The sequence below is a fragment of the Vibrio mediterranei genome (assembly GCF_013364395.1).
Lineage (GTDB): Bacteria > Pseudomonadota > Gammaproteobacteria > Enterobacterales > Vibrionaceae > Vibrio > Vibrio mediterranei.
The window spans coordinates 1,083,844-1,108,914 of record NZ_JABXGK010000008.1 but is presented as its reverse complement, the minus strand read 5'-3'; the positions used below and the strand labels follow the sequence as shown (position 1 = coordinate 1,108,914).

The 25,071-nt window shown below is 43.7% G+C and carries 20 protein-coding genes; 11 read left to right on the top strand and 9 right to left on the bottom strand.

Annotation, left to right across the window (positions count from 1 at the left end; genetic code table 11):
- Positions 1 to 7: 7 nt before the first annotated feature.
- The 4 genes from HOP38_RS22025 to dhaR all read left to right on the top strand — a co-directional run bounded on the left by HOP38_RS22025 (position 8) and on the right by dhaR (position 5,773).
- Positions 8 to 1,057 (top strand): TRAP transporter substrate-binding protein, encoded by a 1,050-nt coding sequence (locus HOP38_RS22025; RefSeq protein WP_062461282.1) that lies wholly within the window; start codon positions 8 to 10, stop codon positions 1,055 to 1,057.
- 106 nt (positions 1,058 to 1,163) lie between these two features.
- A complete protein-coding gene (locus tag HOP38_RS22020) occupies positions 1,164 to 3,182 on the top strand; it encodes an alpha-glucosidase (protein ID WP_198558994.1) in 2,019 nt (672 codons plus the stop codon).
- Between the two features lie 186 nt (positions 3,183 to 3,368).
- A complete protein-coding gene (locus tag HOP38_RS22015; RefSeq protein WP_038227019.1) occupies positions 3,369 to 3,518 on the top strand; it encodes a hypothetical protein in 150 nt (49 codons plus the stop codon).
- Positions 3,519 to 3,838: 320 nt separating this feature from the next.
- A complete protein-coding gene (dhaR, locus tag HOP38_RS22010; protein ID WP_088878623.1) occupies positions 3,839 to 5,773 on the top strand; it encodes a dihydroxyacetone kinase operon transcriptional regulator DhaR in 1,935 nt (644 codons plus the stop codon).
- On the opposite strand, the gene HOP38_RS22005 is transcribed toward dhaR, so the two are convergent.
- The gene (locus HOP38_RS22005; protein ID WP_198558993.1) at positions 5,765 to 6,778 is read right to left on the bottom strand and encodes a GlxA family transcriptional regulator; all 1,014 of its coding nucleotides are present in this window, start codon (positions 6,776 to 6,778) and stop codon (positions 5,765 to 5,767) included. The genes dhaR and HOP38_RS22005 overlap by 9 nt on opposite strands.
- 119 nt (positions 6,779 to 6,897) lie before the next feature.
- Between HOP38_RS22005 and HOP38_RS22000 the strand changes: the two genes are divergently transcribed.
- Positions 6,898 to 7,506: a LysE family translocator gene (locus HOP38_RS22000; RefSeq protein ID WP_198558992.1), complete on the top strand. Its 609-nt coding sequence runs from the start codon at positions 6,898 to 6,900 to the stop codon at positions 7,504 to 7,506.
- Positions 7,507 to 7,514: 8 nt separating this feature from the next.
- Here the strand turns inward: HOP38_RS22000 and HOP38_RS21995 are convergent, their stop codons facing one another.
- Together HOP38_RS21995 and malI are read right to left on the bottom strand one after the other, a co-directional pair.
- Complete coding sequence (locus HOP38_RS21995; protein ID WP_198558991.1) at positions 7,515 to 9,185, bottom strand: amidohydrolase; 1,671 nt, start codon at positions 9,183 to 9,185, stop codon at positions 7,515 to 7,517.
- A 136-nt stretch (positions 9,186 to 9,321) separates the two neighbouring features.
- The gene (gene malI, locus HOP38_RS21990) at positions 9,322 to 10,344 is read right to left on the bottom strand and encodes a Mal regulon transcriptional regulator MalI (protein WP_006069625.1); all 1,023 of its coding nucleotides are present in this window, start codon (positions 10,342 to 10,344) and stop codon (positions 9,322 to 9,324) included.
- A gap of 236 nt (positions 10,345 to 10,580) precedes the next feature.
- Here malI and malX point away from each other — a divergent pair, with 236 nt between their 5' ends.
- The gene (gene malX, locus HOP38_RS21985) at positions 10,581 to 12,155 is read left to right on the top strand and encodes a maltose/glucose-specific PTS transporter subunit IIBC (protein WP_062461303.1); all 1,575 of its coding nucleotides are present in this window, start codon (positions 10,581 to 10,583) and stop codon (positions 12,153 to 12,155) included.
- 68 nt (positions 12,156 to 12,223) lie between these two features.
- On the top strand, positions 12,224 to 13,408 hold the full coding sequence (locus tag HOP38_RS21980; protein ID WP_198558990.1) for a MalY/PatB family protein: 1,185 nt from the start codon (positions 12,224 to 12,226) through the stop codon (positions 13,406 to 13,408).
- Positions 13,409 to 13,503: 95 nt separating this feature from the next.
- On the opposite strand, the gene HOP38_RS21975 is transcribed toward HOP38_RS21980, so the two are convergent.
- From HOP38_RS21975 to HOP38_RS21955, 5 genes are all read right to left on the bottom strand, one after another.
- Positions 13,504 to 13,875, bottom strand: coding sequence for a hypothetical protein (locus HOP38_RS21975; protein ID WP_006069628.1), 372 nt, complete (start codon positions 13,873 to 13,875; stop codon positions 13,504 to 13,506).
- A gap of 327 nt (positions 13,876 to 14,202) precedes the next feature.
- On the bottom strand, positions 14,203 to 14,832 hold the full coding sequence (locus HOP38_RS21970; RefSeq protein ID WP_198558989.1) for a heme-binding beta-barrel domain-containing protein: 630 nt from the start codon (positions 14,830 to 14,832) through the stop codon (positions 14,203 to 14,205).
- 254 nt (positions 14,833 to 15,086) lie between these two features.
- On the bottom strand, positions 15,087 to 17,051 hold the full coding sequence (locus HOP38_RS21965; protein ID WP_242456570.1) for an NHL repeat-containing protein: 1,965 nt from the start codon (positions 17,049 to 17,051) through the stop codon (positions 15,087 to 15,089).
- 233 nt (positions 17,052 to 17,284) lie between these two features.
- Positions 17,285 to 17,848 (bottom strand): TetR/AcrR family transcriptional regulator, encoded by a 564-nt coding sequence (locus HOP38_RS21960; protein ID WP_198558987.1) that lies wholly within the window; start codon positions 17,846 to 17,848, stop codon positions 17,285 to 17,287.
- Between the two features lie 123 nt (positions 17,849 to 17,971).
- A complete protein-coding gene (locus tag HOP38_RS21955) occupies positions 17,972 to 19,057 on the bottom strand; it encodes a glycerol dehydrogenase (protein WP_063606919.1) in 1,086 nt (361 codons plus the stop codon).
- 349 nt (positions 19,058 to 19,406) lie between these two features.
- On the opposite strand from HOP38_RS21955, the gene dhaK reads away from it, so the two are divergent.
- Genes dhaK through ptsP form a run of 3 tightly spaced genes read left to right on the top strand, consistent with a single transcriptional unit; the run spans position 19,407 to position 23,515 of the window.
- The gene (dhaK, locus tag HOP38_RS21950; protein WP_006069633.1) at positions 19,407 to 20,465 is read left to right on the top strand and encodes a dihydroxyacetone kinase subunit DhaK; all 1,059 of its coding nucleotides are present in this window, start codon (positions 19,407 to 19,409) and stop codon (positions 20,463 to 20,465) included.
- 15 nt (positions 20,466 to 20,480) lie between these two features.
- Positions 20,481 to 21,116 carry a dihydroxyacetone kinase subunit DhaL gene (gene dhaL, locus HOP38_RS21945; RefSeq protein WP_006069634.1) on the top strand — a complete coding sequence of 212 codons (636 nt, stop codon included), beginning with the start codon at positions 20,481 to 20,483 and terminating at the stop codon, positions 21,114 to 21,116.
- A gap of 2 nt (positions 21,117 to 21,118) precedes the next feature.
- Positions 21,119 to 23,515 carry a phosphoenolpyruvate--protein phosphotransferase gene (gene ptsP, locus HOP38_RS21940; RefSeq protein WP_198558986.1) on the top strand — a complete coding sequence of 799 codons (2,397 nt, stop codon included), beginning with the start codon at positions 21,119 to 21,121 and terminating at the stop codon, positions 23,513 to 23,515.
- A 71-nt stretch (positions 23,516 to 23,586) separates the two neighbouring features.
- Here ptsP and HOP38_RS21935 read toward each other — a convergent pair whose 3' ends face one another.
- On the bottom strand, positions 23,587 to 24,312 hold the full coding sequence (locus HOP38_RS21935) for an HAD-IIB family hydrolase (protein WP_062461329.1): 726 nt from the start codon (positions 24,310 to 24,312) through the stop codon (positions 23,587 to 23,589).
- A gap of 171 nt (positions 24,313 to 24,483) precedes the next feature.
- Between HOP38_RS21935 and HOP38_RS21930 the strand changes: the two genes are divergently transcribed.
- Positions 24,484 to 25,053, top strand: a complete 570-nt coding sequence (locus tag HOP38_RS21930) for a dioxygenase family protein (protein ID WP_198558985.1) — start codon at positions 24,484 to 24,486, stop codon at positions 25,051 to 25,053.
- The last annotated feature ends 18 nt before the right edge of the window (positions 25,054 to 25,071 follow it).

Sequence of the window (25,071 nt, the reverse complement as noted above, 5' to 3'; positions counted from 1 at the left end):
ACATAGAATGAAAAAAACACTACTAGCCGTCGCTGCCACAGCCATGCTTGCTTCTGGCGCCGCTTATTCAGCAGACTATAAACTGACGGTTCCACACGTGTCTAACCTAGATAGTTATAACCATCAATCGCTACTGGTTTTCAAAAACTTTGTAGAGTCTCGTTCTAACGGTGCGATTGAAGTAGACATCTATCCATCAGGTCAGCTATGTGGTACGGCGAAAGAGTGTATTGCTGGAGTTCAAGCAGGAATGTTTGATTATTTCCAAACGACAATTCCTGAGTTAGCGAACTTCTGGCAGCCTGTTGGCGCATTCGACTTACCTTACATGCTTCCAAATGACCGTGTTGCTGAGTGTGTATACGACAACGAAGAGTTCATTGGGGATGTACGTGGTGAGCTTCTTAAGAAAGCGCCTAACGTTCGTCTAATGATGGTATCGAACTCTGGTGGTTGGCGTAACATTGCTACGACTAAGAAGCAGGTGAAAACTCCTGACGACGTGAAAGGTTTGAAATTACGTACTGTACCTGCACGTATTCAACAAGAGCTTGTTAAAGAGCTAGGCGGTTCACCAACACCTATCGCATGGCCTGAAGTGTATACCGCTCTATCTACGGGTGTGGTAGATGGTACTAAGAACGGCATCGTTGATATCGTTCAAAACAAGTTCCACGAAAGCTTGGACTACATCATCCTTGATGGTCACGCGTACATGGGCGGTGCTTGGGTGTTCAACGACATGAAATTTAAGTCTATGCCTGATGAGTTGAAAGCAGTGCTCATTGACGGTGTTGCAGCACAAAACCAATACCTACGTGCTTATCCGAAGCACAAAGAGTTTGAAGCTTACGAAGAGTTCCGCAAAGCGAAAGGGACTATCTATAACCCGTCTGCAGAGGAACGTGCTGAGTTCCAAAAAGTGGCAGGTCCAGTGAAAGATTACTTCCTAAGTACTGCTGGTAAAGAAGGTGAGCAATGGCTACAGCGTTTTGAAAATGAGATCAAAACGTGTGAAGCGAAGATTGATGCTGAATACAAGGTTCAGTTCAAGTAATACGCCAGCTTTTGATTAACGATAGTAGGGCGCTAGGGCACAGACTTTAGCGCCTTCTTTAAATGATTTTTCGATTCAGATTTCTGAATTCTTTAGGGTTAATAAGATGAACTTAGTCGTTACAGAGCAAGGCTTTACCTTGCAACATAAAGGCCGCACGGTTGTCGAGCATAGCGTGTCTAAGCCTGCTCTTTATTTGGGTATTGGTGAAGGCAACTTCGACATGTATCGCGGTAATTTTGATATCACGGATTACGTGACTGAGCGCCTGCCACTACGTCAATTCAAAGTGGACAGTTTTACTCGTGAAGGCCAAGACTTTCATACCATTGGTTTCTATTTTGATGGTAAAGAAGTCATTAAAATGATTGTTGGTGAGACAGCTGAGTCTCGCTTAAAAGCGGAATTTGAGGCGATTGATAAGAGCTTCAACCGTTTCTGGATGCGCATCTCAGCAACTGCAGAAGAACGTGTTTTCGGTTGTGGTGAGCAGCTAACGTATCTAAATCTACGTGGCAAAAATTTCCCGCTTTGGTCATCAGAACCGGGTGTTGGCCGTAACAAGAACACTTATGTGACATGGCAAGCGGACGTGCTTGATAAAGCAGGGGGCGATTACTACAACACTAACTACCCGCAACCAACTTTCGTTTCAGACAAAAAGTACTTCTGCCATTTAGAGACTACGGCTTACGCAGATTTTGATTTTACCAATTCAGAGTTTCATGAGCTGCAAGCTTGGGATATCCCGCAATACATTCTGTTTGATGCAGAAGACAGCTACCCAGAACTCATGACCAATATTACAGGTGTCTTTGGTCGTCAGCCAGAAATGCCAGACTGGGTGCATGACGGTGTGATCTTGGGTATTCAAGGCGGTACTGAAATTACCATCGAGAAAGTAGAAGCTGCTAAGAAAGCGGGAATTCAGGTAGCAGGTGCATGGTGTCAGGATTGGCAAGGTATCAAGATGACGTCGTTTGGTAAACGACTTCAATGGGATTGGCAGTGGAACAAAGACCTATACCCAGAGCTAGATACTAAGATTCATGAACTGAAAGAGCAGGGCGTACGTTTCTTGGGTTACATCAACCCATATGTGCTTGAAGATTTTCCTCTGTATGACGAAGCACAACAAAAAGGCTACCTAGCTACAAAGGAAGATGGCTCTAAATACGTTGTCGACTTTGGCGAGTTTTATTGTGGCGTCGTTGATTTCACGAACCCAGAAGCTTGTGAATGGTACAAAGGTGTCATCAAAAGCAACATGATTGATTTCGGCCTTGACGGTTGGATGGGGGACTTTGGCGAATACCTCCCTACAGACTGCTCACTAAGCAATGGTGTAAGTGCGGAAATTGAACACAATAAATGGCCTTATCGTTGGGCGAAAGTGCAGCATGAAGCGATTGAAGAAGCGGGCAAAACCGATGATATTTTGTTCTTTATGCGCGCTGGCGGCACAGGCATTCAAGGATATTGTCACACCTTATGGGGTGGCGACCAATCAGTAGATTGGTGTCTTGATGATGGTTTGGCTTCTGTTATTCCAGCGGCTCTGTCTTCAGGCTTAATGGGTAACGGTATTCACCATAGCGACATCGGTGGTTACACTACGTTGCATGGTATGAAGCGTACTAAAGAGTTATTCCAACGCTGGGCAGAAATGGCTGCATTTACGCCAATTATGCGCAGTCATGAGGGTAACCGTCCTGGAGATAACCACCAATATGACTCTGATGCGGAAACCATGAGTCATTTGGCTAAGATGACTAAGATATTTGTCCACCTTAAGCCATACATTAAAGATGCAGTTGCACTTAATGCTAAGGAAGGTATGCCGGTTCAACGTCCATTGTTCATGCATTATGAGTCTGACGACGAATCCTACGACATTAAATATCAGTACTTATTCGGCCGCGATATCCTAGTTGCACCAGTATACAATCAAGGCGAAACCGTAAAACGTGTCTATCTCCCTAAAGATAAGTGGATTCATGCTTGGACTGGTGAGGTATTTGACGGTGGATGGATAGATGTGGAGGCGCCAATTGGAAAACCTGCGGTATTTTACCGCGAAGCATCGAGTTATCGTACTTTATTAGATGGCATTAAAAACGCGTAAATTCAGATAGTTATAGAACTAGCTAAAGCCCTGTGTTAACACAGGGCTTTTTGTTTTTGTTGTTTTCAACATAAATGGACAAATATTTACAAAATAGCATTGACGTGGTTCACAAAAGAGTGCAAAATTGCGACATAAATCACAAGGTGAGCTGGATTGCAGTTCGCTGCTTTAAAAGGAAAACACATGAACAACACAGCAACTATTGCTCTTGAACAACCAATTGAACTTATTGATTCAAAATCTAAAGTTATACTCCGTGAAGCGCTATCTTTAACAAAAATGGCTGCATCTATCGCAGTACCTCTTTTGCTACTTTCACTTGCTTGGATCTAATACGATTCGTTATGCACACATGGAAGTGCATTACTAACCTTATCCTCTAACTTTCATAACATATCCCAATACTTTCTACAGATTAGCCTATTGCCGATCAGGCAAGGCCTAATACCAAAGAGTCAATTTTCAGTTAATTCTAACCAATTCTGACTAAGATCAGTGTTATTCGAATTAGTCATTAATGTCCATTCGTGTTGTGAATACGATCACTCTCACTAATAGTGTAAGTCAGTAAAATACAGGGTCTGCACGATGTAGCAAGCCTACTCGTCAATTCGTATCCGTTTCGCTCAAAAGCGAACAACTCTGGTTTATCAATGCTGTCCATAGAAGATAACAAAAAGAAATGGGATTTTTTCCAAAAGCATCATTGGGTTTCCCCGGAATTCATGTTGTCACCAATTCTGGAATCGTGGGAGCGCTGCTCAAAGCAATCTAGCCCGTATAATTGGTCCAAGCCCCACATTGCCTCAGGTTACACCCTCAAATCACTCATCAAGCGTAATGAGCGAGTGATTACCTGTGCGACTACAGTTATTGAAGATACTTACGATTTGCTGCGTGATGAAGCTGTCATTCTATTTGTGACAGATGATAGTGGTTGTGTCTTATTTACCGTAGGGCATGATGATTTGCTGCGCGAAGTGAATGAACTTGGTTTAAAAAAAGGCTGCTTTTTTTCTGAGGGCAAAGTAGGCACTAATGCCATCAGTTTGACTTTGAATACCCATATGCCAGCGGAAGTATTTGCGGCTGAGCATTTTAATCGACATTTGCATCCTTATGCCACAACAGCGGCGCCTATTTTTGATACGTTCGGACGCTTGAGGGGCACTATTTCTTTGCTCAAACGCGCTAAGGAATACACTAAAGAAAACCATGTGATTATTTCGTCCTGTGCTAAGGAAATTGCGTTGCAAATCCATGTGCAAAACGAGCAAGAGAATATGAACCGATTGCTGAATGCGCACAATGCGACATTAGAGTGTATGGATGACGGTTTACTAGCATGGAATGATGAAAACCGTATCACGATGGCAAACCATCAGGCAGAACGATTACTTAAATTTAAGACGTTAGATGTTATTGAAAAGGATATCTTTTCTATTGTTCGTTTTGCGCCTTCTATCTTGAGAAGTATTGAAGAAAACAGCACGATCCGCCGTAAGCAAACCACGGTAGAGATTGGTGGTGAGTTTATTGAATCGATCATCACACTCAGACCATTAGTGGATGGTTCTAAACTGCTCTTTATCCATCCAATCGATAAAATTCGTGAGTTAGCACAGCAGCAAATTGGCGGTAGTGCAAAATACACTTTTGCTAATCTCAATGCGCAGTCAAAAGGCATGAAGCATGTTATTACTGTGGCGAAGCGAGCGATCAAATCCAAGGCACCAATCTTAATTACTGGCGAAGAAGGCGTGGGTAAGTCTGACTTAGCTATGGCGATACACAACGAAAGTGACTTCAAAGATGGACCGTTCATTAGTATCAATTGTCGCTCACTCACTTCAGAAGCAATGATTCGAGAAATGTTGGGTTACGACGATGAAGATGGTCATGGCTTGCCTTCTAAATTCGAATTGGCGCACAACGGTAGCTTGTATCTGGAAAAGATCGAGTATTTAAGCCCTGAACTACAAACTGTGATTTTGAAGTTACTCAAGACTGGCTTGGTGAGTCGTAGTGACAGTCAGCGCTTGATTCCAGTAGCATTTCAGCTTATTACCAGTACCACATCTGACATTAGTGAATATGTGGCGCAGCGCTCCTTTGGTCGTCAGCTCTATTACGAAATCTCGTCCAACGAACTCAATATCCCACCATTAAGAAAGCGCAAGGAAGATATCGAGCAATTAGTGATGATGATTATTACCAACTATGAAAAGCGTCATAATGTAGCGGTGTCGATTGAGCGCACAGTAATGGAAGCTCTGGTACAGTTTAGTTGGCAAGGTAACAATTCAGAGTTGAAAAGTCGTATGGAACGAATTCTACTCAACCGCAGTTCCAATATGATTTCGCTCGAAGATATCCCAGAAGAGATTAAACATAATTCTAATGACGCGATGGGAAAGAGTGGTAAGCAAATACTGACACTCGAAGAAGTAGAGAAGAAAGCCATTATCCAAGCTTGGAATATGTTTGATGGCAAGATGCAAGATATGGCAAAAGCGCTTAACATTGGTAGAACAACCTTGTGGCGCAAGATCCAAAAATATGGCTTGGATGATCAAACATTAAGCTGATGTACTAAGAGCATGTTTTGTACGGCGCAATTCTGCCGGATTAATACCGTAGTGGCGTTTGAATTGTTTGCAGAAATAACTGACATCACCGATGCCGATTTCTTCGGCAATTTGACCAAGTGGTAGGCTTGAGTTGTTTATTCGCCAATGTGCATGCCCAAGACGCATCTTTAACCAGTAGCCTTTTGCAGTGGTATCGTGTGCTTCCATGAACAAACGATCTAACTGGCGTCGGCTTATACCAATCTCGCTCGCGATAACATCGATAGTTTGTCTCTTCGATAGCATTTGACGCATTAACGCTATTGCACGTTTGGTTTGCGCAGGAGAAGCAGTATTGCCATCCTGCCCAAAAGAGAGGGATTTCACTCCATGCTGACTCTGCCTTGCCTCATCGACGAACATATCGGCGAGTCCTTTTAGTGCTTTTTGTCGGCCACAATGTCGACTGATTAACTCAACGGCTAACTCAATCGCAGCGGTGCCTCCAACACAAGTTATTCGATTTTTATCAACGTGATAGAGCTGATCAGAGAGCAATGGAATATCAGGAAATTCACTAGCAAACTCTTGTTCGTGACGCCAATGGACGACAACACTATGTCCATTCAGCAACCGACATGCTGCGAATAGGAAGCTAGCATTATCGATAGCAACTAAAGTTGCACCCCGTGTCACTGCTTTTTTTAATAGCGGCTTATATTCCGTCGCATTCTCCATACTTTGCGTAGCGCCTCGTGAGCCGAAAACAACAACATAATCGTAATGCTCAAATTGTGCGTCTTTTAACGCAAATTCAGTTTCAACCGCAACACCACTGCTTGAGGTGATCGTGCCATGTTTTAGAGAGGAGATGTTCCACTGACAATAGCGCTGCTGGCTGTAATCTTCTTCGTCGGCTGAAAAACGTAATTTATCCAAAAAACCGCCAAAAGGTAGCATGTTGAATTGGTCTAGGACGACTAAAAGAAAGCGAACATCCGTATGGTCAGGTGAGGCAGTCATGAGAGCTCCGTTGATGATGTAATGTCCAAATATTACCGTGTTAAGTCTATATATCACCCAGATAAAACGCTAGTGATTCGTATACTGACGTCATAAGTAATTCAATTTAATGGTTAACGATGACGTTTGATGTTTGGTTAGTGTATCTGTTTAGTGTGGTGTGTCTGTCTTTGGCTCCTGGTCCGAATGGCATGCTTGCATTGAGTCATGGGGTCGTCTACGGCAAGACAAAAGTGTTAGCGACGATTACCGGGGGCGTGATTGGTTTTGTGTTGTTGATTGCACTGGCGATGTTTGGTGTAGGTGCCGTCATGTTAGCGACTTCGGAAGCACTTACGATCTTAAAGTGGGTGGGTGGCGCTTATCTTATCTATTTGGGTTATAAGCTATGGAATAGCCCGAGTCCAGAACAGACAAGTGTCGAGAAAACTGTTAACGCCAGAAAACGTGGTTTGTTTATTCATGGCTTTTTGGCGGCGGTGTCTAATCCCAAAGTGTTGTTGTTCTTTGGTGCATTTCTACCTCAGTTTATGAATTCCACCACACCATTGATGCAGCAATTTGTGGTTATTGCTGTAACCTTTGCTGTAGTGGAATTTGCTGTTGAGTATCTTATTGCTCGTCTGGCAAATAGGTTGCGTCCTTGGTTGGCTCGGCATGGAAAGCGCTTCAACAAAGGATGCGGTTCTATATTTGTGATATTGGGGGGCAGCTTCATCGCCTCTTAAACAAAGTACTACGGCTGACTGTAGACGACTTCGCCTTGTAGCATGGTCATCATAAACTTTGCTGAAGGGATATCTTCTACTGCAACCTTCGTGATATCACGATCAAGAACAACAAAGTCAGCAGATTTTCCAACGCTAATGCTGCCAGTAATATCACTAATACCTAGACTCTTTGCGGCATTAATTGAATAGGCATCGATCGCCGTACTTACATTGGGAAGTCCTTTACTGCCCATGTGAATACTATTGGCTATGCCAACTAACGGGTTGATGTCATGCACATTCCAGTCACTACTTAAGGTTAAGTTTGCACCGCTAGTAAATATGGCGCGCAAGTTCATCAAAGCGTGAGCACGTCTTGCGCCAAGAAATACTTGTGCCCATTGATGGTCATTGTTGGCGACGTAGTCGGAACCAACTTGAAAGTCGGCGGTGACATTTAACTCGGCAAAACGAGGAATATCATCGTTGTCGATCAACTCCACATGAGTCAGGGTGTAGGGTTTAGTAGAACCATGGCGACGAACTTTTGCTATCGCGTTGAGTGACTCTCTGATTGCGCCATCACCGATAGCGTGGATGTGTGCACTGTAGCCAATTGCATCAAGTGCCGTCAGCCATTTCTCCATATCGCCAGGGGCGATGTAATTTAGGCCGTAAGGTTGGTCTGGAACATAAGTATCCAAGTAGGGTGCTAACGTTTTCGCAGTTCCGTTGATAAAGATGCCATCGCTGTACATTTTGACTTGGTCTACAATCAGTCGTTGTGAGGAGTCGCTTGTGTGTATTTTCTTCAGATAACCTAATTGGGGTTTCATAGTGTCAGTGGGGTAAATCCAAGGACGCAAAGATACACGAGCGGTTAAATCGCCGTTGCGCTCGGCTTCTTTCCACACATCAAACCAACCTCGCTTCCAATACAGGCGTCCATCACCAATCGTGGTAATACCATGACCCGCCGCTTCTTCTAGCCCAACCATTAAACCATCGTAACTTTGGTCGAACTGGTTATTCATGCTATTCCATGCCAACTCCATAACGATGTCGCCAGCGTTATCCAAAAGGATACCGTTGAGCTCTTCGCTCTCTTGATCTTTGAGGATTTTTCCGCCTTGAGGATCAGGCGTATTGTCAGAAATTGCTGCGAGCTCCAAAGCCACGGAGTTGACCCACATAGAGTGCGAAGTTTGCTCCATTAGGATAACTGGACGGTTAGGGAATATCTCGTCTAGAACTTGCAACGGGCTGTTCTCGTTGTCGTCACTTAAAATAGCCTCTAGCGAAAAACCGTATCCAATCAACCATGAGTTGTCAGAAGAGTATCGTGCACAGGCTTTTAAGTAAGGGATTTGCTGTTCCAACGTTGCATCCAATCCCAGCGCACAGTTTCCGCCAGCCTCTGAAGCTGCTTCAAATACGTGATTGTGATTATCAATAAAACCAGGCAAGACATAAGTTTCTTTAAGATCAATAATCTCAGTGTGCTTATCTTGGTAAGACTTAATATGTAAGAGGTCACCAATAGACTGGATTTTGCCATCTTGAATGGCAATGGCCGTTGCATTGTCGTAGCCGTATATTTTGGCATTAATCAACAGAGTATCAGCGCTACTGGTAGCATTGGCGTAACTACTAATAGTGAACCCAAAAGCAGCGAGTAGAGCGTAGGTGTTTTTCATGATCATTCCTTCTGTCCCTCACTCATTATGAAAGGGATTGTAGAAAATAACTACTACTCAAAGTGATTGATCTGTTGAAGAAATTGAAAATGGGCTCTGCGTACGGTAACTGTAATAATAGCCATAAAGTCGGCAGCTAAGCCGACTCACGAATGATCAGTTGAGGTGGTTGAATAAGACTATACGGTTGAGAATGTTCTTGTTCTAGTTGGCTAATAAGACGTTTCGCAGCCTGTCTACCCATTTCTCTTGCGTTGAAGTTGACGAAAGTAAGCGGAGGCTCGGTTAACTCTGCTTCTTCTACGTCATCAAAACCGATAAGTGATACTTGTTCACCAATAAACTGATCTTTGCCAATTTGTCGACCAGAACGATGAATGCCATACACAGCACCAAGCGCAGTGGAAGAGTGGTGGCAAAGAATTGCGGTTATTTGCGGGTGTTCAGACAGTAGCGTTTGTACTGCGTTAGCGGCCGCCTTTTGACCTTTTTCGCATTCCACAACCCATTCTGGTTTAAATGGCAAACCAAATTGCATGAGGGTGGAACAGTATCCACCGATTCGCTCGGCTCTGCACAACGAACTGCTTGCACCTCCAACGTATGCGATTCGGCGATGTCCTTGTTTTATTAGATGTTCGGTTGCAAGCTTCGCCGCATAGTTATTATCAGGGCCGACAAAATCTATTTGCTTGTCGAGCGATGCACGAGAGACGCAGACCAAAGGCAGGTTTTGTTCCTTCATTTTTTCGATATTAAATTGCTGGTTGTCAGCGATAGGGCAGAAAGCGATACCACCGACACCTTGCCGTGACATTGTCATCATGCACTTTTCAAATCGCTCCTGACTATCGCCACTTTGAGCCAGAATCAACATATACCCTTGGCGTTCAATCTCTTCGCTAATTCCAGATGCGACTTCGGAGTAATAAGGGTCACTAATGTCTTTAAGGATCAGACCGATTATTTCGCTCGAATTTGAGCGTAAGTTTGCTGCAGCGCGATTACGAATGTAGCCAAGCTCTTCAACAGCTTGGTTAACCTTGTCTATAGTGTCGGGAGAAATACGTCCTTTGTTTCCCAATACCATGGAAACAGTTGTGACGGAGACTCCCGCATATTTAGCGACTTCTGTAATGGTCACTTTTTTTGATGACATAGTTTCACTTAATGTAGGAAAAACGTTTTATCAAATTACTTTACCTTCATTGTGTTGTTTTTTAAAGCCTTACTTTGGTTATGGGATTTGTTGTTTAAGTGGATCACAGATTTACTGATAAAACGTTTTATCAGAAGTTTTATCAGCTTATATTTGCGTCATAAATACAAAATATCATGCCCATCAGCAGTGGTGAGTATGAGCCCTACAAGCTCTTAATCTTTTGGAGACGTACTATGTCTACACGCAATAACAAATCGACCATGTGGGAGTTTCTGCAAAGCCTCGGCAAGACTTTCATGTTGCCTGTCGCACTTCTTGCTTTCTCAGGTATCTTACTTGGGGTGGGGAGTTCACTGTCGAGCGCGGCAATTAAAGAAGCGATCCCTTTACTAGATAATACCTTGTTGCAATACCTATTCATGTGGATGACAAAAATAGGTCTTGTTGCGTTTATTTATCTTCCAGTAATGTTCGCTATCGCCATTCCTCTTGGTCTAGCTCGCGAAGAAAAGGGTGTGGCGGCCTTTGCGGGTTTTGTTGGTTATGCCGCGTTTAATCTCGCAATCAACTTCTTCCTAACCGTGGCTGGCGTGCTAGGTGATAGCGCCCAAGAAAAAGCGTATGGTGTAAAAAGTATTATCGGTATTGAGTCGATAGATACAGGCATCTTAGGCGCAGTCGTTGTGGGTATTATCGTCGCAAAACTGCACCAGCGCTATTACACCTTTAAAATGCCTGATGCATTAGCCTTCTTTGGTGGTGCGCGTTTTGTCCCGATTATATCTGCGATTGTGCTAGGTGTGGTTGGTGTATTTATCCCATTTGTTTGGCCATATTTCGCAGCGGGTATCAACGGTATTGGTCATGTTATCGAAGGTGCTGGCGAGTTTGGTCCGATGCTATTTGGTACCGGCGAGCGTTTGTTATTACCTATTGGTTTACACCACATCTTAGTTGCTCTGATTCGTTTCACTGAAGCAGGCGGTACAATGGAAGTGTGTGGTCAAACGGTTTCTGGTGCATTGAATATTTTTTACTCTGAGCTGTCTTGTCCTGATACTCAAGGATTCACACCTGAAGTTACCGCTTTCCTTTCTCAAGGTAAAATGCCGACTTTCCTAGGTGGTTTACCAGGTGCAGCATTGGCTATGTACCACTGTGCGCGTCCAGAAAATCGTTCAAAGATTAAAGCACTTTTGATCTCCGGTGTTGTAGCGTGCGTGGTAGGGGGTATTACTGAGCCTCTAGAGTTCTTGTTCTTATTCGTGGCACCAGTTTTGTATTTTGTTCACGCAATCCTGACTGGGCTTGGCTTCATGATCATGGGACTGTTAGACGTCACGATTGGTAACACCGACGGTAATATTATCGACTTCTTCGTCTTTGGTATTCTCCAAGGAACAGCGACCAAATGGTATTTGGTACCACTAGTCGCGGGTGTTTGGTTTATCGTCTACTACTCAGTGTTCAAATTTGCCATCACTCGTTTTAACTTGAAAACGCCGGGGCGTGACGTTGATACGGCTGAAGTCGATAGCCAACTTGAAGCAGCGTTTGTAAATGAATCTGGCAAAGGGGCTGCGGTGTTGGCTGCGTTAGGTGGAAAAGAGAATATCACCTCTCTCGATAACTGTATTACGCGCCTTCGCATGTCTGTTAATGACATGAGTTTAGTGGATGATGCGAAGCTAAAAGCCAACGGTGCTCTGGGTGTTATTAAGCTTGATGAACATAACTTACAGGTGGTCATTGGCACTCAAGTGCACTTAGTTAAAAACGAAATGCAGGCTTTAATGAGCGCAAGCTAGTCCAGTGTTTTGCTCTGCCTCAGTGTCGATTGTCTGACACTGAGGTTTATTCATTTTTGGAGACAGTAATGACTCAAGAGTTTGATTTTGACACCGTAATAGATCGAAAAGGCACTTATTGCACTCAGTGGGATTATGTTCAAGACAGGTTTGGGAAAGCAGGCTTGCTGCCATTTACGATTTCCGATATGGATTTTGCCTCTCCTCCAGCGATTCAAAGTGCGTTGAAAAGCCGAATTGAACACCCTGTTTTTGGTTATAGCCGATGGAATCATGATGATTTCAAAGCCTCGATATCTCACTGGTTTTCAAAAAGATTCCGTACAACGATCGACAAAGGTGACATTGTTTATGGACCATCCGTTATCTATATCATCTCTAAGCTCATTGAACGTTGGTCGAAAGTAGGAGAAGGGATAGTCTTTCACACACCGGCTTATGACGCGTTCGACAAAATGATTGAAGGGCAAGGTCGCGTTTGCGCAAGGAGTACACTGCTAAAAGTTGAGGGCCGCTATCAAATAGATTGGCAGAGCTTTGAATGTCTAATTGCTCAGCCTGAAAATACGATTTTACTACTTTGCAGCCCGCATAACCCTACAGGAAGAGTTTGGACTCATGAAGAACTGACCAAAATGGCTGAGCTCTGCGCCAAGCATGGTGTGCGAGTTATCTCGGATGAGATTCATATGGATGTCAGCTTTAGCACTCATTTCCCATTTACTGGATTTGATCAATCAATGGAATGGGCGTTAGTAACCTCAGCATCGAAGTCGTTCAATGTCCCTGCGTTAAACGGCGCGTATGCATTGATTCCTAATGCTCAAACGAGAGAAGATTACTTATTTAAATTGAAGCAAGTAGATGGATTGTCATCCCCTTCAATTCTTGGCGTTATTGCCACGATGGAAGCGTATAATCACTGTGAAGATTGGTTAGAAGCACTCAATAACTACGTTTACCAAAACCATAGTTATGTACGAGAATCGCTCAATGCTGCGTTTAAAGACCTTCAGTACGTTATACCAGAAGCAACCTATCTGGCGTGGATAGATCTTTCACCGTTAGCGCTAGATATGGATGTACTTAATAGGACATTAATTGATGATTATGGTGTAGCGATCATGTCGGGCGAGGTATATGGAGAGTCTGGGCTTGGTTATTTGAGACTGAACCTTGGTTGTTCACGCGAGAAAGTGAAGGCAGGGGTCCAGTCATTGATTCAAGCAATCCAATGCCAATTAAAGAGTTAACGGATTAATTCTATTAGCTAGAAGTAAAACAAAAGCGAGCATGTAAAAATGCTCGCTTTTAGGTTATTCAGGAAGTTAATTGTCGATTAGGACGATTAATTCTCTTTCATTGCCGATATTACCGACGGATCATTAAGCAAGTTAAATAATAAACTCTTAGCTGAAGAGCGCTGAGAATCAGAAAGCACTTTCTTAGGATTGTCTCTGGTTTGAGTAATAATGTTTTTGACGAAACGGCTGTTGGTACCAGAGAGTTCATATACATAGCTGAGTGTGCTGATTAACTCGTCTTGAGGAAGGCTATAAACAGCCATTTCACAGCTTAAACCATCCATTGCAAGAAAGTTGTTGACCACTTCTTTTCGCTCAGCATTGAACTTCTCTTTCGCTATAAAGCCATCAATCAATGCTTGTACTCTATCAGCGATAGCGACAGGTACTTCCATTGTTTTTGTTTCATGGGTCATTATTGAATCTCCTCTACATGGGATTAACCGCTGCTTGTACGTAGCTACTGATTATTTCAACCATTATATTCATTCTGTAAATAATGGAGGATCGAGCTTTCGTTGTTGTTTAATCATTCTGCCATACGCAGAGCATGCTTAATAGTCACGAACGCGCAATTTGGCTCTATTTGCTGTTGAATTGGTCAATCAATTACGGTGGATTAACTATTGGCTTGAAAGTCTAGCGGTTACTGCGGATTTAGTAAGGCGAGTGTGGTAGGAAAATAAAGAGAAACAGCTGAAGCGCGGGGCTTCAGCTGAGAAGAGTTATTTTTGCGTGTTGTATTAGTTCGTTACGCGTTCAAGTACGGACGAATCTGTGTGAGCAAATTCACCATCATAGATGCTCAGTATTGTCGACTGAGAATAAGTCAGCGTGTCACCGTCAACTTTGATATTCATTGTGAAACCGGTTGTGCTTGCTTTTTCTTTCATAAAGTTAGATTCAGCGACACCTCTTTCTGACATCACTAATGTCATGTCATTACCAGCAGCACCTTCTGCAGTGACACAAGTGGTTCTCGGTACGCAGAACGAGTTGTAAACGATTTGGTTCTCTTGATCATAGATAAAGTAACCGCGTTGGTCGTGGAACTTAGTATCGTCTGCTTTGCGGAAAACTTCTTGCTTGTAGTAAAGCGCAACAAGCGTTTGCTCACTGGCATTAACCGCATCTGCTGCGACTTCAAACGTCATGGTCTCGTAGAACGGGGTAATGGCAGGTGCACCTTTACCTTGTTCGGTACCTGCCTGAGCTGGAGAGATATCGACACCGCCGCTTTCTACTGATTTCCATGTTCCGACAAGTTGAGCTAGAGGACCGAAGTCCATACCGTCGGTTACCGTGTGATCTGCCATTGCTGGAATTGGAGCTAAAAGTATCGCCGATAAACTTAGTACTGCTGTTGATTTCATTACTGCTTCCTTATTGATATTAGAGTTATTTTTCACAAGAGATACTAAGTGCATATTGATGTGCAAAAATTAATCTAAATCATGTTTGCTTCCGCAAAATAAATTCAACTGATTCATAAGGTTAGTATCTGTTTCTAGATGTGAATTACGCTTATGAAGTTTCAATTCTGTGGGTTTGTTTGGGCAAAGAAACGACGAAAGGCCTACATAGTAGGCCTTTCTAAGTGTCAACTTATAAAGGTATTTTAATTACTCTATTTGTTTGTTCGTACTTGACCGATTAACGGATTTTTCACTGGTTGAGCTATACCGTAAACCACGACAATACCGTTTCCTCCTCCCATGGTTGATGTTCTGCGCTCAGGATTTTTATCAGTTAAAGCAGTAATAACGTTCCAGTTATTGGCTACCCATACGTTACCTGCGTCGTCCACCATTGTGTCGGTTGCTTCTTGCATAACACCACTTTTGTATGAGTGAATAAGGTCACCCGTTTTGGTATCCGCAGGGCAGCTAGAAGTATCTTCACCGCACACTTGAGCAAAACCTGTACCTAAGAAGTTACCCACAAAGACGTTGTCAGCACCGTCAATACTAACCCCCCATGCGGCATAGATTTCTTTATCAAGTAAGTTAGATTTTACCACTTCACCATCTGGAGAAATCATAGTTACGTTGCCTGTTTTTGGTATATCAGCTTGGTGCGCAAATATGTTCTCAATTGAGATACGGAATTCATCAATAATGCTTGTTCCTTTTGGAATGTTAGGTAACGGGTAACCTGGAGACAAGTTAGCGCCTACCCATACGTTGCCTTTTGAATCAATAGCGAGACCACGTGGAGCAATACCAGTTTTAATTTGTTTCGCATTAGCAGGGTTATCTGCCTCAAAACGTGTGACTGTCATTGAGCCGTTATTTGTTACCCAAACCACGTTATTGTTGTCTACAGCGACCGCAAATGGTCGTTTAAGTCCCGGTACATCAACGATCTCGCCTTTAGTGTAATCGCCTATAGGGAAACGTATCATATGATTGTACTGGTTATCACAAACCCACACATCGCCATTTGGAGCAGTTGCTAGACCCTGTAATTGGCCGTGCTGACCATTAATAGTTGCAGGGCCGAGTGCTTTACCTGTCAGATCGAATACACCAACTTTTGCATTGAATGTACTAATCCAAACCTTGTCTTTTGACACAGTAGTACCCCAGCCGCTGCCATCGAGTCCTTGACTGTTATACCCAACTAGAGGAGGGGACAGTGGCTTGCCACTCGGCGCCATTTTTACTACGCCACCGCCAATCGCTGTACTTAAGCCCGACTGAGAACCCGGCATCCAGTTTTGTCCGCTCCAAAGCTGACCTTCGTTATCAAACATCAGGCGACCCGGAGAATAAATACCGCCACCAGTGAAACGAACCATAAGTGCAAAATCATCTGGCCTGTAGCTCAAGTATGGTAAAAAGTCGGTATCTCGACGCTGCTCCCCCTTTGGATAGACATAGGCATTAGCAAACTGATCAAACAAAGCCTTAGTGTGTAAATAGGGCTGTTGGGCAATCTTGGATAGTGCTTCCAAAGTATCATCACTATTTGTGATCGCTAAGTATTGGTCACATAGGCCGCGTGCTTGCTCTGCACCACAAAGCGCAGTTAATGCTGCAAGCGTATTCATTCGAGCGACGGTCTCGGAGTCTGCTGAGTTAACTCCGTTGAGTACAGTGGAGCCAAACTGTCCTGTTTTTACATCAACTAAGTTTTGAACTTGCTCTGAGCCGATAAGTAATCCGTTTTTAGAGCCACTTAAACCATAGTTTTGAACGTATTGTTGGGCATTTGGCCAAAGTGAACCGATAGTAGAGAGTTCATTCAGTACAATGTCACCTTGCTGCTGGCTATTTAAAATTGCCAAGCTTCGGTATTTTTCGACGGACTTGCCTTGGATAGTGCCGCCTTTTGCCGTTAGGTAATAGACCCCGTCGTCTTGTCGTGTATTCTCAGAAAATGATACCTGGCCATCGTGTCCACTTTTACCTTCAGCCATAAGCACTGGTGATTGACCAGCTTGTGTAAACCACAATGATACTTGAGCATCGCTAATTTGTTGGTGGTCAGATTCTACCGTCACATCAAACGACAGTGTGTCACTTGCATGGACGCTAGCGGATAGCGCAAGAGCAGCAGGAAGAATAGTCGCGAGTTTAGAAGCTTTCATGGTAATCCTCATGTGTAAATTCAGTAAGTTGTTCTTAGACATAAAGAGAAGAAACTTCCTAATTTGCTGTCTCGCCTCAGTTGATGAGGTAATACTAACCATCCGGTCGGTCGTGAACAATCAACAGCATTAAGATGTGGATTAAGTTTGGTTCACTTAAAGTTAAACTCAGATAAATGTATGTTAGTTAACAACTAACACATGCACAGAGGTGAGGAAGGAAGCGAGTAGTGTTAGGTAACAGGGCAGTTTAGTAAACGTTTGAACACTAAAGTACTTCCATCAACAAACAATGCTTGTCGTTGATGCTCTTCGTAAACTAGGTTCTGCGCTGTAGACATAAACATTGAATAGACGGACTCAACTAGCACTTCTGTACTCTCATTTTGTAAACCATTACGGTGTTGGGCTTCCTGAATAAGACGGTGCAGTCCATCAAGTGATTGCTGTTTAGCTCGCTGACGAGCTTCTCTAGGAACAGAGCGAGATGTGTAATACATGCTCAAAAATGCTACTTTCTCTGGATTTACAATTGCCCAAGATAGGCTTTCTCGCCATAAAAGCTCTAATCGAGCATTGATATCTACGGTCTCATGGCCAGTAAAAAAGTCGTAATCTGTCTTGATCGATTCATAAATCGCATTTATGAGAGCCTGTTTAGATTTGAAATGATGGAATAGCGTTGCTTTTGCAACCTCTGCCTGTTTCGCTACCTCAATGGTGGATAAGGAATCGATGCCTGTCGTTGTTGCTAGCTCAAGAGCCACTTCTAAGATACGTTGCCTTTTGGCTGTCACTGTCCTAACTCTCTCTTTTTAAGAACCTTTTTGAGTATAGATAGTAAATTGGCAGCAGGGAACATCGACCAAAAAAAAGAGCCAGCTTAAAGCTGGCTCTTGATTCTCATAACGACAGGGAGATTACTTTTGACCAAGTTGGTGTGCAGTAAGGATCGCCGCGAACACACTGTCTGCAGTAACAGGGAATGGCATGTTGTGAATGGTCTCACCTTCAGCCGTTGCGCCTTCTGCTACTTCAAATAGCTTGTCTTTGTTGATTTCTTTTACGCCCATTTCAAACAGGTTAGTTGGTAGACCTACTTCGCGGCAGAAGTTGATTACAGTGTTAATCTCTTCCATTGGTGCGTTTTCTAGAACAAGTTGAACCAACGTACCAAATGCTACTTTTTCGCCGTGATACAGGTGGTGACATTCTTCAAGTTTCGTTAAGCCGTTGTGAATAGCGTGCGCAGCCGCCAAACCCGAGCTTTCAAAGCCGATACCGCTTAGGTATGTGTTTGCTTCGATGATGTTTTCAACAGCCGTAGTGCTGACGCCATTTTCAACGGCAACTTTTGCTTTTAGGCCATCTTCAAGCAGCGTTTCGTAGCAAAGTTTTGCCAGTGCTTGGGCAGAGCGTGTTGGTGCGCCACCAGCCATTGTTGCTTTGCCAGATGTCATATTGGCACGTGCTTCGAAGTAAGTAGATAGAGCATCACCCATACCAGCTACAAGAAGACGAACTGGTGCGCCAGCGATAACTTTGGTGTCCATAACAACCATATCTGGGTTTTTAGGGAATAGCAGATACTCAGCGAATTCACCTTCTGGTGTATAGATAACCGCTAGTGCACTTGTTGGCGCATCAGTTGAAGCGATAGTTGGTACTACAACAACTGGGATCTTAGTGTAAAACGCTACTGATTTAGCCGTATCTAGCGTTTTACCGCCACCGATACCGATGATGACATCGTTCTTTTGAGTTGCGCAGATGTCAGTAAGGCGGTCGATTTCGACACGTGAACATTCACCGTTAAATACGTCCATTGCCAACGGCATATCTTCTTTAGAGAAGCTTTCTTTAACTGTGTCGCCTACAAGGCCAGTTACAAATTCATCAGCAATAGCAAGTGGGTTAGCACCAAGTGCTTTTACATAGCTAGCGATAGAGCCTAATACGTTTTCACCTTGAACATACTTACTTGGGCTAATAATAATTTTGTCCATTTTTTCAGACCTTCTGTTAATGGTTATCTTTGTTTCAACGTTGGATTCATCATAGATATCAAGGCTGCGTTTACTAAGTCATTCTCCACTGCGCTTGTTGTTTTTATGACATGGCTAGCAAAGCCAGATTTGCGAAGAATGGAGAGTATGCTCATATCTTGGAGTAGATCACTAAAAGGACAAAATAGCGACGTTGGTGTTCCAAAATGAAACGATAAATAAACGGAAACGTTTCATTATGAAACGCAAATTCTTTTCGTTGTCGGGGGAGGATTTGTTCATATTATGGACCTAAACCTACACAAATCCAATTAAACGAACATTAAAAATTACAAAAGAGAAACAAGGTATGAAAAAGCTAATAAATAGTGTTGAAGACGTTGTAAAAGAGCAAATGGAAGGTCTTGCTGCCTCTCGCCCGCAATTAAAAGCTAACTACGAGCCACGTTATATGTGGCATGAAGAAACACCAGGACAAGTGGCGCTAGTCTCCGGTGGCGGTGCGGGTCACGAACCATTGCATGCGGGCTTCATTGGTAAGGGTATGTTGACGGGTGCTTGCCCAGGTGAAGTATTTACCTCACCAACACCCGACCAAATGTACGAGTGCGGTAACCAAGTGAATACGGGCGAAGGCGTTTTATTCTTCATCAAAAACTATACTGGTGATGTCTTGAACTTTGAGACAGCGGTGGAGCTTCTTCATTCTGACGGTATCAAGGTTGGCTCGGTGTTGATTGATGATGACGTAGCGGTAAAAGATAGTCTATATACCGCAGGCCGCCGTGGCGTTGCTGGTACAGTACTTGTCGAGAAAATCGTGGGTGCAGCAGCAGACAAAGGTTACTCATTAGAGCAGTGTGAAGAACTCGCTCGCCGTATTAATAATAACTGCCGCTCGTTCGGTGTTGCTTTAGATGCATGTGTAGTACCAGCAGCGGGCAAACCATCTTTCCAACTTGCAGATGACGAAGTTGAATTTGGTGTTGGTATCCACGGTGAACCGGGTATCGAGCGCATTAAATACACCAACGCTGACGAGTTGGTTGACAAGATGTTCCTTGAGCTAAAAGAAAACATCGCTTATAGCCGCACGCTGCGTATTTGGAATCGTGTTGAAGGTGAATGGGACGAAGTAGAGTCAACGATTGAGAACTTTGAAACAGATCATGACTATATCGCTATTGTGAACGGTCTTGGTGCAACACCAGAGTCGGAACTTTACGGTGTATACAACCGTTTGGCACATAACTGTGAGAAAGAAGGGTTCCGTCTTGCTCGTAACCTAGTGGGTAACTACTGTACGTCTCTGAATATGGAAGGTGTGTCTATCACGCTATTAAAAGCAGACACAGAGATGCTAGAGCTATTTGATGCTCCAGTAGATACAGCAGCGATGAAGTGGTAAGCCGAGGAATAACATATGCAAATTGAAAAACAACACATCATTAATTGGCTTGAGCTTTGTGCAGTATCGTATGAAGAAAACCAAGACTTTCTAACTGATCTTGACCGTGACATCGGTGATGCAGACCATGGTCTAAACATGAATCGTGGGTTCAAGAAAGTAAAAGAAACCTTGCCAAAAGTTGAGAAACAAAATATCTCAACCATTTTGAAGAATACTGGTATGACATTGCTGTCTAGCGTTGGTGGGGCGAGTGGTCCATTGTACGGCACGTTATTTATTCGTACAGCTGCGTCCGTAGGAAGCCGTGAATCTTTGACTTTCCAAGAGTTAATTGACGATCTTAAGAGTGGTGTTGATGGTGTTATCTCTCGCGGTAAAGCAGAGCAGGGCGACAAGACCATGTGTGATGTTTGGTTACCTGTACTAAACGAGATGAAAACGTCTCTAGAAGGCGGTACTAGTCCTGATCATTTACTTGATGAAATGGTGGAAGTTGCAGAGAAAAGTGCAACGTCAACGATTGAAATGCAAGCGAAGAAAGGCCGTGCAAGCTATTTAGGTGAGCGCAGCATCGGTCACCAAGATCCTGGTGCGACGTCATCACTTCTAATGATCAAAGCACTAAGACAGGCGATAGCAGGAAAGTAAGCATGGTAGGCATTGTAGTAGTATCGCATAGCCGCCTATTAGCAGAAGGAGTGGCCGAACTGGCCACTCAAATGACGCAAGGCAAAGCTAATATTGCGATCGCAGCGGGAGTTGACGATCCTGAGAACCCAATCGGCACGGATGCAATTGCCGTTATGGGGGCGATTGAAGAAGTATGTGACCAAGATGGTGCTGTAGTTTTAATGGACTTAGGTAGTGCGCTACTTAGTACTGAAATGGCATTAGAACTGTTAGATGATGAGACCCGTGACAAAGTCGCGTTGGTGTCTGCGCCAATAGTAGAAGGCACAATGGCAGCGTCAGTAGCGGCAGCGGCTGGCTTGCCTATTGAAGCAGTAATCGCTGAAGCATCCAGCGCTTTAGACGTAAAAAAAGAACATCTCGGTGAGGATCTTACTGTGCAGTCTCCTGACTTTGCGGGCGAGCCTGTCGACGATGCGAATGCGTTAAGCTTTCAATGGATGGTTAAAAACCCTCATGGTATTCACGCACGACCAGCTGCGGCAATCGTTGGTTGTCTAGCGCCGTTTTCTAGTGATGTGTATTTAGAAAAAGCAGGACAAAAAGTCAGTGCGAAGAGTCTAAATAGCATTGCTAAATTAGGGGTTCGTTGTGATGAACAGATTACGTTCTATGTCAGTGGTGGTGATGCCCAAAACGCATTAGATGCTTTTGTTAGCCTTGCCAATGAGCACTTTGGTGAAGCGGAACAAGTCGCTAAAGGTGAAGTAGTAGAAGAGGTATTGGAGCAAGCTCCCGAGCTTACTAACGATATTGAAGGCGCCTTGGCCGGTATTAGTGTCAATGGCGGTATCGTGACGGCTCCAGCAGTCATCTTTACCCAAGAAATGCCCAATGTTCCGATACGCACATTTACCAATGCAGAGCAAGAATTTGCGAAGCTTAAACACGCTATCGCAGAGGTTAAGCAACATTTAGAAGCTCAAGCAAAATTGCCTCATGGTGAAATCTTTGCTGCGCATGCGATGATGTTGGCTGACCCTGAAATTGCGACTCAAGCAGAAGCAAAAGTTGCAGCGGAGTTAATCGCTGAGCAAGCGTGGATGGACGTGATGATGGCGCTAGCGGCACAATATCAAGCTGCGGAAAGCCAATACATGCGTGAGCGTGAAGCAGACGTTTATGATATTTGTCGTCAAGTGATGCTGTCATTGACGGGTGAGAAACCGAAGGCGATAACCATCGAGCAGCCAAGCGTTTTACTCGCTCGTGACTTAATGCCTTCGGATGTGGCGGGTCTTGATAAATCAAAAGTGGTAGCTATTTGTCTAAGTGAAGGCGGTAAAACCTCTCACAGTGCTATCTTGGCAAGAGCTATGGGAATTCCTGCAATAGTAAAAGTTCAAGGTTGCCTTGAACAGGTTAAAGCAGGTGATAACATCACAGTAGATGGCTTCAGTGGATTATTGTGGTTTGCCCCAACTCAAGCGGTACAGGAAGAGCTAAATAGCAAGCGTCATGAATGGCTTACGGCTCAAGAGGTCGCGTTACAAAACGCTCAATCACAAGCAGTAACCCAAGATGGTACCTCGATTCACGCTTTGGCTAACATCGGAGGTCCTGAAGATGTAGAAGCGGCGTTAGCCAATGGCGCTGAAGGGGTTGGCCTGTTCCGTACCGAATTTTTGTTCCAAGAAAGCGCAGAACTACCAACAGAAGATGAACAATATACGGTCTACAAAGAGATTGCAGCTGCGTTTGGCAACAAGCCAATCACGATTCGTAGTCTTGATGTTGGTGGTGACAAGCCGCTTGCCGCATATCCGATGCCAGAAGAGGAAAACCCTTTCTTGGGTCAACGTGGCGTGCGTCTGTGCTTGAAGCATGAAGCACTTTTTGAAACGCAGTTACGTGCAGTTTTAAGAGCTTACGCAGAACAACCTAACATCCAATTGATGATTCCAATGATTGCAACGGTTGCTGAAGTGAAAGCAGTGAAAGCATTGATCGCTACACAGTGTGATAAGTTGGGGTTGCCTGAATCCACTCTGCCTGTTGGCATAATGATTGAAGTACCAGCTGCAGTATTCAACGCGGATGCCTTAGCGGCAGAGGTCGACTTCTTCTCGATTGGCACCAATGACCTAACACAATATGTTATGGCGGCTGATCGAGGAAACACTGAAGTTGCTGAGCTAGTAAATTACTTCGAACCAGCGGTTATTAAAGCTATCGAACTGACCATTCAATCTGCAAACAAAGCCGGTATTTCGGTTAGTATGTGTGGTGAAATGGCAGGGGATGTTAAAGCGACAGAGCTATTGATGAATCTAGGGCTGAGAAAATTCAGCGCGAGTTCTACACTGATTCCAGAACTTAAACAAAAAGTACGTTCCCTAGATTTTGCAAACGCATAATCATCTTTAAGATAGCTAAACATGGCCAGTAGTTAACACTACTGGCTTTTTTGTTGTTTGGATCTACACATTCATCGATTGTTTTGCCAGTGTTTTAACCCTTCGAGTACACCAAGCGCATGGGTATTTTTCGCCGTATAGACATGAGATAAAGAAGAAAGGTGCGCGACCTCTTGATAGTGATTCGCCACCAATATTGCGTTAATCCCTGCTATGGTCAGCATAGCGGTATCGTTGCCGGAGTCGCCTGCAACGACAACTTCTGAAGGACAGAGCTTATGCTTATTCATTAAGTGGTGGATGGCTGTTGCTTTATTTATACCTTTTGGTGTGATGTCTAAAAACCAATCGTGCGAGTAGGTGAGGTCGACATACAGCTCATTTTCTTGAAACAGAGCTTGTAGGTACTGTAATTGCTTACCGTCTAATCTCCCTTCATAAGTCAGCTTATAGCTGCCCTGATGTTCAGGTGTCTGTTTCCCCAAAAAGCCACAATCATGTAACGCGGCAGAAACTCGTCCTTCATCCCATAGACAATCCATTTTTGTGTGCCAGTCATAGTCAGGGGTTAGCGTACGTTTATGATGAATCTGAGTGCCGACGTCACTGACAATAGTGTTAGGTCTAGGTAACGTATGCTGAGCTAATCCATCGTTAATTGAATGAAAGGTTCTCCCCGTAGCGACGACGAACTGCATACCTGTTTGAGCTTCAACGTAGGAAGTAAACTCTGATAACTCATCGGTAGGCCCACCACTGATTGTTCCATCAAAATCGCATACCAACATCTTTATCATTGAATAAACTCCCTTTTTCTTGATTTAAGTGTATATCAACGGAGAAAGACAGAGTGATATTTCTACGAGATTTTTCCTTACTAGTGACAAGAAAAAACGCGACTAGCCCGAAAACTAGAAATACGTGGGATGTGAGCCACACTTGTTTTATGGATTGTGGAGGGAATTGAGATGCAAAGAAGGCAATTTATAACAGTCTGTTCAATATGGTTTGCTTGGCCTGTATTGGCTAAGACTCCACTCCCCAAAACACCATCACAAGCTGAAGGTCCGTTTTATCCAGTAACGAACATACCCATTCGTTCGAATCTTATCCTAGATTCAACAATGCTGATTGGTAAGCCCTTTCAACTGAGTGGTAAAGTGCAAAATTCAAAAGGTGAGCCTTTAGCTGGAATTCGAGTAGAGATTTGGCAGTGTGATGGTGATGGTTACTATGATCACCCCAAACAACCCAATGTCGAGCAGTTCAACCGAGCATTTGCCGGCTTTGGAGCTGTTGAATCCGATATTAACGGACGCTTTAACTTTTCCACTTTGTTCCCCGTCCCTTATGCGACTAGACCTCCCCATATTCACGTAAAGTTAAAAAAGGGAGACAGTGAGTTATTGACGACTCAATTATATCTGAGGAATCAAACAGGCAAAGAATGGTGGGGAGGAAGTGAACGAGATCAGCTTCAGTTAGATGTTACTTCGAATGGGGAACAGTTGGAAACCTATTTCCAATTTGTTGTTTAAATAGAAATAAGTGATATT